Annotated in this window: 10 protein-coding genes (1 of these 10 running past the window's edge); 2 read left to right on the top strand and 8 right to left on the bottom strand. The window is 72.3% G+C overall.

The window, feature by feature from the left end; all coding sequences use genetic code 11:
* Positions 1-78 carry the 3' portion of a hypothetical protein gene (locus tag WME89_RS44885; protein ID WP_438005695.1) on the top strand. The gene continues 132 nt to the left of window position 1, outside the view, so the window shows 78 of its 210 coding nt (coding positions 133-210); the start codon falls outside the window, past its left edge; it ends in the stop codon at positions 76-78.
* A gap of 85 nt (positions 79-163) precedes the next feature.
* Here the strand turns inward: WME89_RS44885 and WME89_RS44880 are convergent, their stop codons facing one another.
* The 8 genes from WME89_RS44880 to WME89_RS44845 all read right to left on the bottom strand — a co-directional run bounded on the left by WME89_RS44880 (position 164) and on the right by WME89_RS44845 (position 12,183).
* Positions 164-991, bottom strand: a complete 828-nt coding sequence (locus tag WME89_RS44880) for a hypothetical protein (RefSeq protein ID WP_438005694.1) — start codon at positions 989-991, stop codon at positions 164-166.
* Positions 992-1,053: 62 nt separating this feature from the next.
* Positions 1,054-3,717 (bottom strand): MGH1-like glycoside hydrolase domain-containing protein, encoded by a 2,664-nt coding sequence (locus tag WME89_RS44875; protein ID WP_438005693.1) that lies wholly within the window; start codon positions 3,715-3,717, stop codon positions 1,054-1,056.
* 90 nt (positions 3,718-3,807) lie between these two features.
* Positions 3,808-4,335, bottom strand: a complete 528-nt coding sequence (locus WME89_RS44870) for a peptidylprolyl isomerase (protein ID WP_437657942.1) — start codon at positions 4,333-4,335, stop codon at positions 3,808-3,810.
* Between the two features lie 62 nt (positions 4,336-4,397).
* A complete protein-coding gene (locus WME89_RS44865) occupies positions 4,398-5,666 on the bottom strand; it encodes a hypothetical protein (RefSeq protein WP_438005692.1) in 1,269 nt (422 codons plus the stop codon).
* Positions 5,667-5,773: 107 nt separating this feature from the next.
* Positions 5,774-6,388, bottom strand: coding sequence for a penicillin-binding protein activator LpoB (locus WME89_RS44860; protein ID WP_438005691.1), 615 nt, complete (start codon positions 6,386-6,388; stop codon positions 5,774-5,776).
* A 61-nt stretch (positions 6,389-6,449) separates the two neighbouring features.
* Positions 6,450-7,538: a trypsin-like serine protease gene (locus tag WME89_RS44855; RefSeq protein WP_438005690.1), complete on the bottom strand. Its 1,089-nt coding sequence runs from the start codon at positions 7,536-7,538 to the stop codon at positions 6,450-6,452.
* 341 nt (positions 7,539-7,879) lie between these two features.
* On the bottom strand, positions 7,880-10,444 hold the full coding sequence (gene leuS, locus WME89_RS44850; RefSeq protein ID WP_438005689.1) for a leucine--tRNA ligase: 2,565 nt from the start codon (positions 10,442-10,444) through the stop codon (positions 7,880-7,882).
* A gap of 695 nt (positions 10,445-11,139) precedes the next feature.
* Positions 11,140-12,183, bottom strand: a complete 1,044-nt coding sequence (locus tag WME89_RS44845; protein WP_438005688.1) for a hypothetical protein — start codon at positions 12,181-12,183, stop codon at positions 11,140-11,142.
* A gap of 1 nt (position 12,184) precedes the next feature.
* Between WME89_RS44845 and WME89_RS44840 the strand changes: the two genes are divergently transcribed.
* Entirely contained in the window at positions 12,185-12,439 is a 255-nt protein-coding gene (locus WME89_RS44840) for a hypothetical protein (RefSeq protein WP_438005687.1), read from the top strand.
* Positions 12,440-12,471: the final 32 nt, after the last annotated feature.

The raw sequence follows: 12,471 nt of genomic DNA, 5'->3' as shown, positions 1-12,471 counted from the left end.
ACGGCGGCTGTGCTCGTCGCGGCAGCGGCCTGTCCCGCCATCCTCCTGCTGATCGTGGCCGCCGGCTCGGCGCCGTAGCGCTCGGGGGCGCGCAGTGCCGGCTCGGACATCGAGGGCCCGCGCGGCAGGGATGCGCGGCTTCCGGAGCAAGGGCTTCAGCGATTCAGTGCGGGCGCTCGACGGCGCGCCGGGGGCCGTAGCTGCGAAGAAGAATGAGCCCGACAAGGACGACCAGGGCTGCAATCCGGAGCTCAGCCGGGATCTGCTGTACCCACTCCTCCTCGTCGATCCCAACCATGGCGAGCACCAGGCCGAGCAGGCCACCCACGGCCTCGCCCGCTCGGCTGACGGACGTCGCCGGGCCGCTCGCGACAGCCTCGTGCGAGAGCGCGTGCAAGAGGAGGCCCGCCACCGCGGAGAGAACCCACGGCTCGATGGCCTCGAAGCGCTCCGCATCGACGAGGCGCGTCGCGAAGGCGCCGGTCACCGTGGCGAGCGCGATCCCCGCGAGCGCAGCGCTCATGGCGCGCTTGTCGTTCGCCCCCGCCCTCACCTCGAGGACCTGGATCGCCACCACCATCGCCAGCGGGACCGTGTGCGCCGCGAGCGCGAGCACGATGGGTAGCGTGAGCTGCCCGACCCGCGAGAGCGACGCGACCGCCGCGCCCTCGCCGAACTGGTGCGCGAGCACCGCGGCATACCCCATCGCGAGCGCCGTCGTGGGCGTCCGGTGAGCGCCCGCCTCCCCAAGCACGAGGCGCTCCAGCGCCGCCGGCGCCAGGAAGCCAGTCGCCGCAGCGAGCAACCCTAGCCAGCCAATCTCGCCGAGCGCCTCCGGCAGCAGATGGAGCAGCGCGATCGACGCCGCACCGACGAGGGCGAACGTCCGTATCGCGGACATCGCGCCCTCGCTCCGACGACGGAACAACGCCGCAAGGCCGCCCAGCATGACGGCCAGCGCGAGGAGCGAGACGCCGAACGCCAGCGACACAGGCGCCCTCCTAGCACGGATTCACAAGAATCGGCGCTGTGCCGAACGGCTTGTGTGGAACACTACGAATGGGGGAGGTCTCCCCGCCCCGCGCGGAGGATCAGGTCGCTCACGAGGGCGGTCCAGCCGGTCTGGTGGGAGGCGCCGAGCCCAGCGCCGGTGTCGCCGTGGAAGTACTCGAAGAAGAACAGGCGATCGCGGAAGCGGGGATCGCGCTGGAAGAGGGCGTGCTCGCCGTACACAGGGCGGCGCCCCTCGCGGTCACGCTCGAAAATCGCGATCAGCCGGCGCGCGAGCTCGTGCGCCCCGTCGCGGAGCGTGCGCGGGCCATGGGCGCCGAGCGCAGGGATCGCGAGCTCGTCGCCGAAGCCGTGGTCGAGCCGGAGCAGCGAGCGGTAGAGGAGATACCCGAGCGGGAACCAGATCGGACCGCGCCAGTTGGAGTTGCCGCCCTTCATGCGCGTGATCGACTCGCCTGGCTCGTAGCCGACGTTGTAGTGCGCAGGGCAGGGATCCAGCCCGAGCGAGACGGGCGCGGCCGCGTGCTCCTTGGAGAGCGAGCGCGGGCCGAAGGGCGAGAGGAACTTTTCCTCGTCGAAGAGGTGCGCGAGCACCCGCTCGAGGCGGCCAGGCGTCACCGCCGAGAGCACCTGCCGCCCGTCCGGACGCACCGTGATGGCCTCGGCCAGCGCCGGGTTCTTGCCGAGGAACCACTCGGTCCGACGACGGAAGTTCGCGAGCTTGCCGTAGATCTCCGGCGTGATCACGTGCACGGCGCAGAGCGGGATGAGGCCCACGGCCGACCGGATCTTCACGTGCCGCGGCCTGCCGCCGGCGGTGAGGATGTCGAAGTAGAAGCCGTCCTCCTCCGACCAGAGCGGCAGCCGTCCGTCGGTCGTGTGGTGGAGCGCGTGCGCGATCCGCAGGAAGTGCTCGAAGAACTTGCTGGCGAGATCCTCGTACGCGGAGTTGTCGAGCGCGAGCTCCAGCGCGATGCGCATGAGGTCCAGGCAGTACATCGCCATCCACGCGGTGGCGTCCGCCTGCTCCAGGCGCATCCCGGGCGCGAGCCGCTCGCTGCGATCGAAGAGGGAGATGTTGTCGAGGCCGAGGAACCCGCCCTCGAAGACGTTGTACCCCTCGGCGTCGCGCTTGTTGACCCACCAGGCGAAGTTGATGAGCAGCTTGTGGAACACCCGCTCCAGGAAGACCCGGTCGCCCTGGCCCCGTTGCTTCCGCTCGATCTTGTAGATCTGGTACGTCGCCCACGCATGCACCGGAGGGTTCAGGTCCGAGAACTCCCACTCGTAGGCCGGCAGCTGCCCGTTCGGGTGCTGGTACCACTCCTTGACCATCATCTTGAGCTGGGCCTTCGCGAGATCGATGTCGAGCGAGGCGAGCGCGAGCGCGTGGAACGCGAGATCCCACGCCGCAAACCAGGGGTACTCCCACTTGTCTGGCATCGAGATGACGTCAGCGACCGAGACGTGCCGCCAGTGGTTGTTGCGGCCCTGGAGCCGCTCGGGCGGCGGCGCCTGCTCGTCGCCGCGGAGCCAGATGTCCACGTCGTAGTGGTAGAACTGCATCGTCCAGAACAACCCCGCCGCCGCCTGCCGCTGGATGGCGCGTCGATCGTCGGAGAGCCGTGGGCCCTGGACGGCGAGGTAGTACTCGTCCGCTTCCTTGCGCCGCGCCTCGAGGAGCTCGCCCGCACGTTCAAAGGGCCGCTCCACCGGCTCCGGAGCGAGCCGGAGCAGGATCCGCCTGCTCTCGCCGGCTGGCACGTCGAGGCGATGCCAGCTCGCGGCCTTGGTGCCGCGCAGCTCGGCGTTCACCCGCTCCCTGTCGCCATGGATGACCCGGTGATGGAACGCGTCCTTGACGTACGGCGTCCGCGAGGGGGCGCCATAGAGCCGCTCGCGGTTCGTCTCGTTGTTGGTGAAGAGCAGCTCCGGACTGCCCTCGATATACAGGTGATGCGCGCCGTCCTCGGGGTGCGCGGCGCGCAGCATCACGTGGCCGGGGCCGGCCTCCATCGCGCGGATCTCCGGGATCGGACCGGGCGGCTCGCTCCACGACCAGGTGTTGCGGAACCAGAGGTGCGGCAGGACATGGATCGGCGCAGCCTCCGGGCCGCGGTTCACCACGGTGATGACCATCAGGATGTCGTTCGGGCTCCGCTTCGCGTACTCGACGACGACATCGAAGTAACGATCCTCATCGAAGGCGCCGAGATCAGGGAGATCTACCTCGCTCTCGGAGAGGCCGCGCCCGCGCCCGGCGGCGACGAGCGCATCGTAAGGGAACGGACGCTGCGGGTACCGGTAGAGGTAACGCAGGTAGCTGGAGGTCGGCGTCGCGTCCTCGTAGTAGTAGATCTCCTTGACGTCCTCGCCGTGGTTGCCCTCTGGCCCGGTCAGACCGAAGGCGCGCTCCTTCAGGATCGGGTCCCGCTCGTTCCAGACGGCGACGGCGAGACACAGGATCTGGTGACGGTCGCAGATGCCGCCGAGGCCGTCCTCGTTCCATCGATAGGCGCGGCTCCGGGCGTGGTCGTGCGGGAAATGCGCCCAGGCATCCCCGTTCGCGCTGTAGTCCTCGCGCACCGTCCCCCAGGCCCGCTCCGAGAGGTAAGGGCCCCAGTGCTTCCAGCGGAGGACACGCTCGCGCTCCTCTTCGAGGCGGCGGTGCTCGGCGGTCAGCGCGGCGCGGGCGGTCCTCGTCATGGGCGCACGCTAGGCGACTCCCGCCGACGCGTCGAGCCCGCGGCCTGCGCGCGGCCGGACGCGGCGGGGCGCGGGCTCGACGCGTCGGCGCTACTCGGTGCGCTTGATGATGTGGAACCCGAACGGCGTCTCGACGATCTCGCTGACCTCGCCGACCTTCAGGGCAAAGGCGACGTCGGAGAAGCCCTTGACCATCACGCCGCGCTCGAACACGCCGAGGTCCCCGCCGCGCTCGCCCGCGCCCGGCTCGTCGCTGTACTCGGTGACCGCCTGCTCGAAGCTCTGACCACCGCGGATCTTGAGGAGCGCCTCCTGGGCCCGCGCGCGCGCCTCGTCGCGCGTGCGGCGGACGCCCTCGGGCTTGCTCTTCGAGCCCTCGTGCATGACGAGGATGTGTCGCGCGCCGATCTGCTTCGGCTGGCTTGCCACGAGCGCTTGCTCCCGCTGGAGCGCCGCGTCCTCCTCGGCCGCGCGGATGGGCGCGGCGACGGCGAGGCCGCCGCCGACCCAGGACGGCGAGGTGGCCAGCGTCCCGCAGGCGGTCACGCAGAGGAGCGCGAGGGGAGAGCACGCCGAGAGCGCGTGGACCAGCACGGCGCGGACGTCAGGGCTTCGCATCGGCGCGGAGACTGCCGCGGGAGGACAGCGCCCGCAACCCTTCCCGTCCGCCTCGGCGACGCTCAGCGGAGCACCATCATCGGGACGAAGGCCCACCCGCCGGCGGCCACGCTCACCCGCGCGCGCCGCACCTCGCCCCGGGCGCCCACGACGACGTCGTGCGTGCCCGCGCGGACGCGGGTGCGCGCGATGGCGATGCGCGCGGGGAGCGTCGACCAGCCGCGCGTGTCCGGCGTGTCGAGCACGGTCAGCGTCGCGCTCGTGAGCAGGCCGACGAGCAAGCCCAGCGGCCCCGAGTCCTCCGCGGCGGCCTCCGTCGCGCCCTGCGCGGCCTCGCCTGCCGCGATGCGGGCCACGGTCCTCGTGATGGCCGACAGGATGATGGTCCCCTCGCTCTTCTTCCAGGCCGCGCGCACCTGCGCCTCGACGTCGAGGGCCTGTTCCATCGGCCGGGAGCGCCCGTCGATGCGGAGGGTCGGGATCGTGTAGCCGCCCTTGCCGCGGCCGAGCGTCGGGTAGTTGACCCACGTCACGAGCCCCTTCGCCGCCAGCTCGTCGGCCCGCGCGCGATCCGTCGGGCTGATGTCGTCGGCCACGAGGGTGAGCGCGAGCCCGATCGGCAGGCGCTGCGGCACCTTCTGCGGCACGCGCCCGAACCCGACGACGACGACGAGCTCCGCCTCGCCGGCCTCGGCGAGCGGCGGCGGTGGCTCCACGCCCTCGATCTGGGCGGCGATGCGGGGCGACCTCGGCTCGCCGCGCGTGAGCGCGCGGAGCGGGCCGCGGAGCGACGGATACGGCCCGTGGCGGAGCGCGTCGTCGTAGTGGAGGAGCGCCTCGTCGGGCTGGCCGCTCTTCTCGAAGGCGAAGCCGGCGAGGTAGCTCCCGAGGCCGAGGAGCGCCGTCTCGCCCTCGTGATCGCGCAGGTACTTCTGCATGACCACGAGGCGGCGGGCCTCGACCCTGGCCCCGCTGAGGTCGCGCTGGGCCAGGTAGTTCATCATGTTGAGGGTGTTGATGAGCAGCTTCTCGTGGGCAGGAGCCCTGTACGGGCCAGCGTCGTCCGAGAAGATGTATTTCCCGAGCTCGTCGGCGGCCCCGCGGGACATGTCGAGCAGGTCGATCGACTTGTCCGCGGTCCCGAGATCGCGGGCGGACTGCTTGTAGCGGTCCATGCTGAGCAGGACGTTGCCGCGGTCGAGCAGGAGGAGCGCGTTGTCGCCCTGGAGCGCCGGGAGATCGTCCGCGGTGTCGACCTCCATCTCCTCGTTCAGCGCGGCGACCGCCTCGGCCCGGGCCCCGCGGTCGAGCGCGTCGAGCGCGGTGCGCACGCGATCCTCATGGCCGCTGCAGGCCGCCTGTCCGAGGCCGAGGAGCAGCGCGAGCGGAGCCAGGACCGCGCGCCTGAGTCCCCGGAGGCTCGCGCGCCGCGAGAGCATCACTCCTGGATGAGCGCCTTGGTGAAGGCTGCCCGGTTCTGCCAGGCAACCGCGCTCGTGGCGACCTCGATGAGCTGCATGAACATGAAGTACTGCACGCGGCGCTCATCCTCGGTGCGCTCGTCGGAGGTGAAGACCTTGCCGGTGATGTAGTACTTCGCGCCGAGCTGGCGGTTGTACTCGGCGATGTGGTCCGGGTCGAACCCGCCGCCGTGCTGCTTCTCGACCTCCGCGATCATCTGCTGCTGGCGCTCGACGCTCACCACGGTGACGAGCTCCGTCTTGACCATGTACGTCTCGATGTCGGACAGGAGCGCCTGCAGCTGGCTGTCGATGTGCTCGCTCGTCTGGTTTGACAGCGGGTAGATGGCGAGCGTGGGACGCGAGCCGTCGTTCGCCCACGCCTTAGCCACGGAGGAGGCCATCAGCGACTTCAGGTTCTCGTGGAGAAGCTGCTCGATGTCGCGCTTGTCGATTCCCGTGCTCATCGCCGCGTCGTCGAGCCCCTCGACCTGATTGCCACGGACGTAAGTCGGTCCGCAGCCGATGGGCATCGACGCGAGCGCGAGCGCCGCGAGCAGCGCGGCCGGACAGAGGCTGGACGAACTGGGCATGGACACTCCGCAGGGCAGGACGGGCGCATCCTAGCAGGCGAGGTGTGCGCTGGAGCGGTGATCAGGCGGAAATCGTGCTCCGCCGCGCGGTGCGCACCGGCGGAGCGGCCCTTCTGGCCCGCTGCAATGCGAGCAGCGCGAGCAGCGCGAGCAGCGCGGACGCGGGCCCGCCGCCGCCGGCGCCGACGTCCACGGCGCCTTGCGCGCACGAGAGCCAGCGCTCATCGAGAGGTCGACGCGACGGCAGCCGCTCTGCCGCGCCGGACGCCGTGACCCACCAGGGCGCGGCGTAATCGCCTGCTTCAGCGGCGCGCCTCGCCTCCGTGGCGAGCCAGCTGCGATGGGCGATCAGCCCGCCGTAGATGGGGTCGGAGCAGCCGGCCGGCCCGCGCGAGGTCACGCCGATGATCCGCCCCGCGACGTCGAGCGCCGGCCCGCCCGAGTCGCCGCTGCAGATGCCGCTCTCCCCGCGCCACTCGCTCCCCGTGACGCGCTCCTGCGTTCCACACCCGTACCCGACGCACTCGACCCGGAGCCCATCGCGGCGCCTGCGGTCTCCGCCGTCGCGCGCTCTGCCCTCCGTGTCGCCGAAGCCCACCGCCGAGTAGACCTCGCCGTCCTCCGGCGGCCGGTCGAGGCGGGGGGCGAGGGGCGTGACCTCGCTGGCCCGGATCGGCGAGGAGAGCACGACGAGCGCGAGATCGCGCCCGCACACCGCGTTCCCGTCAGGCGGGCTGAGCACCGCGCGCGCGGCGATCCACGGGTCGTCAGCCGCCCACAGGGCGCTGCCGAGGGTGGCAAAGACCTGCGAGGCATCGACCGGCTCACCGAACGTCGCCGTCTTGCAGGCGATGAGCTTCGGGGCCTCCGCGATGCAGTGCTGCGCCGTGAGCACAAGGTTCGGCGCGATCAGCGTGCTCGAGCAGGTCCGCGCGACTCGCCCTCTCCGATCCGTGATGAGGAGGCCGGCGACCGCGCGGTCTCCAGCGTCAGGGTACCCTCCCTTGATTTCCAGCGCGCTCTCTGCCGTGTCCTCGTCGTCCAGGCCAGGCTCCTCCGCGTCACCCGCGCAGCCGGCCAGCGCGACGGCGGCGAGGAGGCCGCCTGCCCGGATGCGCCACGCGGCGGTGTTGTTCCGGCACACGGCCATCCGCCGTTGCACGGCACCTGCCAGCCTGGGCTGTGCGTGCCGTGTTCCGCGAGCGAGGAGAGGACTGCTTCCGCGGAAGCGCGCGCGCTCACGGAGCAACGCCGCCGCGCTGTGGTGGGGTATGCGGGCAGCGCGCCGATCGGGACAAGGGCACGGCGAGCGCCCGACCTCGGCGTCGATGCGGAGCGAGGCGCTCCTCGATGAGCAGGCGGTGCGAGGCGCGCGTTCGCCGTGCTCCTGGAGGAACGCCCTCCCGCCGCCCGCCCGAGCGTCCGCTCGGGACGTCGCCGCGGCGCGACCGCTGCGCGAGGGCTGGATGCTGGCCGGGCGGCGCCGGAGCGTCAGCCGACCACGATGTTCACGATCTTTCCCGCTACGTAGATGAACTTCTTGATCTGCTTGCCTGCGGCGAAGGTGGCCACGGACTCCAGGCCGAGCGCGGCGGCGCGGGCCTCTTCCTCGGGCGCCGCCTTCGCCAGCATCACCCGGCCGCGGACCTTCCCGTTCACCTGCACGGGGATCTCCAGGATGTCATCGACGCAGAGCGCCTCGTCGTACGTGGGCCATGGCTCGTAGCTGAGCGAGCGCTCGTGCCCCGTGAGCCGCCACAGCTCCTCCGCGAGGTGCGGCGCGAAGGGCGACACGAGGAGGATCAGCCGGAGGACCGCCTCGCGCGGCGGCGAGGGCAGCGAGCTCAGGTGGTTGACGAAGACCATCATCGCGGAGATCGCGGTGTTGAACGCCATCGCCTCGATGTCGCCGGTCACCTTCTTGATGGTCCTGTGGAGCTGCCGGCTCGTCGCGTCGTCCATCGCGTCCGAGAGCGGCCGCGTGCACGTCGCGAAGACGCGATCGCGGAACCGGACCACCCCCTGGATCTGCCCTGATTGCCAGGGCTTCACCGCCTCGAGCGGGCCCATGAACATCTCGTAGAGCCGCAGCACGTCGGCGCCGTAGGAGCGCACGATGTCGTCGGGGTTGATCACGTTGCCCCGCGATTTCGACATCTTCTCGTTGTCCTCGCCGAGGATCATCCCCTGGTGGACGAGCTTCATGAACGGCTCGGGGTGCTTCACGCGGCCGAGGTCGTAGAGCACCTTGTGCCAGAAGCGCGCGTAGAGGAGGTGCAGCACGCCGTGCTCCGCGCCGCCGACGTAGAGGTCGACGGGCATCCACGCGTCGTAGGAGGCCTCCGAGAACGGCTCGGCGTCGTTCTGCGGATCGAGGAAGCGCAGGTAGTACCAGCACGAGCCCGCCCACTGAGGCATCGTGTTCGTCTCGCGCGCGTACCACTTGCCGTCCCGCTGGAAGAAGCGCCAGTCCGCCGCGCGCGCCAGCGGGCCCGCCGGGTCGTCGCCAGGGCGGAAGTCGGCGAGCGGCGGCAGCTCGAGCGGCAGGCTGGCGTCGTCCACCGCGATCGGCTGGTCGTAGCGGATCGTGTGCGCGGCGCCCTTCCTTGGATCGCCGTGCGGATCGGCGAGATCGACGGGGAAGTAGATGGGGATCGGCTCGCCCCAGTAGCGCTGGCGCGAGAAGACCCAGTCGCGCAGCTTGTAGTTCACCTCGCGCCTGCCGCGGCCGAGCGCCTCGAGGCGGGCGATGACCGCGCGCTTGCACTCCTCGGTCTTGAGGCCGTCGAACTCGCCGCTCCGGACCGCGACGCCCGCGTCGACGTAGGCGGCCTCGAGCTGGTCGTGCAGGGCGCCGTCGGGGCTCACGACCTCGACGATCGGCAGCGCGTAGGCCCGGGCGAAGGAGAAATCGCGCTCGTCGTGCCCGGGCACCGCCATCACGGCGCCGGTGCCGTAGCTGCCGAGCACGTAGTCCGCGACCCAGATCGGCACCTCCGCGCCCGTGATCGGGTGGACGGCGACGAGGCCCGTGTCGACGCCGGTCTTCTCCTTCGCGGCCGCGGAGAGCCGCTCGCGATCGCTCTTGCTCGCCGCGGCGGTGACGTACGCGCGCACCGCCTCGCGGCGCTGCTCGGACGCGCCGCCCTCCGCGCTCATCAGCCAGGCCGTGAGCGGGTGCTCGGGCGCGAGCACGACGTAGGTGACGCCCATCAGCGTGTCGGGCCGGGTCGTGAACACGCTCAGCGAGCCCTCGCGCCACCCCTTGACCGCGAACGTGATGAGCGCCCCCTCCGAGCGGCCGATCCAGGCGCGCTGCATCGCCACGGTGCCGTCGGGCCAGTCGAGGAGGCGGAGATCATCGGCCAGGCGATCGGCGTAGGCGGTGATGCGGAGCATCCATTGCCTGAGCGGCGTCCTGTAGACCGGGTGCGAGCCGCGCTCGCTCTTGCCGTCGATCACCTCCTCGTTCGCGAGGACGGTGCCGAGCGCCGGGCACCAGTTGACGCTCACCTCGTCCTGGTACGCGAGGCCCTTCTTGAAGAGCTGGAGGAAGATCCACTGCGTCCAGCGCACGTAGCGCGCATCGGTCGTGGAGAGCTCGCGCGACCAGTCGTAGCTGAAGCCCAGCATCTTGAGCTGGCGCTTGAAGGTCGCGATGTTCCGCGCCGTCGTCTCGGCCGGGTGCGTGCCGGTCTCGATGGCGTGCTGCTCCGCCGGCAGGCCGAAGGCGTCCCAGCCCATGACGTGCAGCACGTCGATCCCGCGCATGCGGAAGTAGCGGGACATGATGTCGGTCGCCGTGTACCCCTCCGGGTGCCCGACGTGCAGCCCCGCCCCGGAGGGGTAGGGGAACATGTCGAGCACGTAACGCTTCTCGCGGGCGGCGTCGGCGCTGCGGACGGCGCGGAACGTCTCGCCCTCCTCCCACGCGCGCTGCCAGCGCGGCTCGACCTCGGCATGGTCGTAGCGCGCGGGCTCGCGCGGCTCGTTGGAGGAAGGTTCGTTGGAGGTGCGGGGGCCCATCGTCTCGGCGGCCATATCGCGACGAGCCATAGCACTGTGCTGCCGCGGTCGACAGCCGCCCGCGGCGACGGAGGCCCGCGTCCCCGGCGGGAGCGCCGTCGCCCGTCCGCGGCGCGCGCCCTCGTCAACGTCGAGAGTTCCGGGCAAGCGTGGACAGCGCCGCGGTGCGGGCTCTGCCGTCCGATGCTCCCGCGCTTGCGAGGTGCGACAGAGCGCGCGCGCCGTCTCGTGCTCTCGGGGCAGGCGCGTGCGTCGTCCGTGCTCCCCGCGCGCCGCCGGCGGCCGCGCGAGCGCGCCTCGGCGGCGGGGCGAGCTCGCCGTGCAGCGGCCGCGCCCGAGGCGTTGGCTTCGCTGCCGCTTCGTCCGCGACGGGCGGCGCTGGGCATGGCGCTGCGCGAGGCGTGTCCTGGTACTGCGGAGCCGCGCGCGCGGGGCGACGCGTCAGAAGGATGGCCGGACACCGAGAGTTGGGGGTAGATTGAAATCGCTGTTCCGCTTCAGTGTGAGGCGGAGGGGCCGCGTGGGCGGTTCCTCCGGGGCGCGCGGATGACCGACAAACACGTTCCATGGGGATCCCCGGAGAGTGAGATGGCGGCGCAGCCAGGCCGACCGATCCCGTCTGCGCATGGAGCGGGGATCCCTTTCCGGCCGCTGCCCGTGGCGCCGTTGATGGCCCCCGGAGCCCTGCGCCCGCTCTCCGCGCAGTACGCGCTGAGCCCTCACGTTCAGCAGCAAAGCTCGCCCGCGGTCGCCGGCCCGGCTCCCTCGGCGCCCGGCTTCGCTGGGCTGGCCCCGACCGGTACGCCGTATCCAGGGCCGACGCCGCCGGCGCCGGCGTACTCGGGAGCGCCGTCCGCGCCGGCGTACTCGGGAGCGCCGTCCGCGCCGGCGTTCCCCGGAGCGCCGTCGGCGCCTGCGTACTCGGGAGCGGCGCCGTCCGCGCCCGCATTCTCGGCCTCTGCTCCAGCTGGGCCAGCGTTCCCCGCGCAAACCCAGCCGCCCAGGGCGAACGTCTCGGCGCGCGGAGGGACCCTTCCGCCCGGCCTCGTCTCGCAGCAGGACGTGCTGTCGGCCAGCGGCGTCTTTTCTCCGAGCGCGCTGCCGTTCGTCCCGGCGGCGCCGCAGTCGGAGCCTGTGCCCCCGAGCCAGATGTCCTTCCTTCCGGCGCCGACAACGGAACGGATGGGAACGAACGCTGCGCAGCCGCCCCCTCCAGCCGCGCCGCCGGGGTTCGGCGCTCCGGGCTTCGGCCCCGCCGGCGGGCCCCCTGGCTTCGGCCCCGCCGGCGGGCCCCCTGGCTTCGGCCCCGCCGGCGGGCCCCCTGTGTCCGAGCCGGCGCGCTCGCCCATGCCGTCGTCGCTGCACGCCGGCGTGCCGGCGCAGGCCGGGCCGCCGTCCGCCGCGGCGCCTGCGTCCACCGTCGGCGCAGCTCCCAGCGCGGCGGCGCCCGGTGCGCCCCAGGGAGCCGGCGGATGGGACGGCGCAGCGGCGCCCGCCGCGCCCCAGGGAGCCGGCGGATGGGACGGCGCAGCGGCGCCCGCCGCGCCCCAGGGAGCCGGCGGATGGGACGGCGCAGCGGCGCCCGCCGCGCCGCCAGCGGCCGGCGGGTGGGACGGCGCAGCGGCGCCCGCCGAGAGCCCGTGGGCGACGACGTCGGCGCGGCTGGAGATGCCCGTGCTCCCGTCGACCTTCGTGCAGGAGCGCGCGGAGCCGCAGAAGCCCACCGCCGTCACCCCGCCGCGGCGGGAGGGCGGCAGGACCCTGATCATCGTGCTCAGCATCATCCTGGCGATCGCCCTCCTGGCGCTCGTCGGGATCACGCTCTGGCAGAGCATGCGCGGGGGAGGGCCCATCTCGATCGACTACACAGAGCCGCCTCGGACGACCGCCGAGACCGCATCAGCGCCTGCCGCGAGCGCGCCGGAGGCCCCCAGCGCGACCGCCGTGCCCCGCCCGGTCGCGCGCCCGCGGCCGAAGAGCGAGGACATCTACGACGAGGTCGAGAAGGAAAAGCCCCGGCGCTGAGGCGGCGCGGCGCCGCGCCGACGGCGCGCGCG

This window comes from Sorangium sp. So ce321 (genome assembly GCF_051530195.1).
Lineage (GTDB): Bacteria > Myxococcota_A > Polyangia > Polyangiales > Polyangiaceae > Sorangium.
The sequence above is the reverse complement of the archived record's forward strand: the minus strand, read 5'-3'. Positions and strand labels throughout refer to the sequence as shown.

What these genes read in the sequence shown, in the direction of transcription:
- WME89_RS44875 (WP_438005693.1), bottom strand. Translation starts at nt 3,717, where the DNA reads ATGACGAGGACCGCCCGCGCCGCGCTGACCGCCGAGCACCGCCGCCTC.
- WME89_RS44870 (WP_437657942.1), bottom strand. Translation starts at nt 4,335, where the DNA reads ATGCGAAGCCCTGACGTCCGCGCCGTGCTGGTCCACGCGCTCTCGGCG.
- WME89_RS44860 (WP_438005691.1), bottom strand. Translation starts at nt 6,388, where the DNA reads ATGCCCAGTTCGTCCAGCCTCTGTCCGGCCGCGCTGCTCGCGGCGCTC.
- WME89_RS44855 (WP_438005690.1), bottom strand. Translation starts at nt 7,538, where the DNA reads ATGGCCGTGTGCCGGAACAACACCGCCGCGTGGCGCATCCGGGCAGGC.
- leuS (WP_438005689.1), bottom strand. Translation starts at nt 10,444, where the DNA reads ATGGCTCGTCGCGATATGGCCGCCGAGACGATGGGCCCCCGCACCTCC.
- WME89_RS44845 (WP_438005688.1), bottom strand. Translation starts at nt 12,183, where the DNA reads ATGATCAGGGTCCTGCCGCCCTCCCGCCGCGGCGGGGTGACGGCGGTG.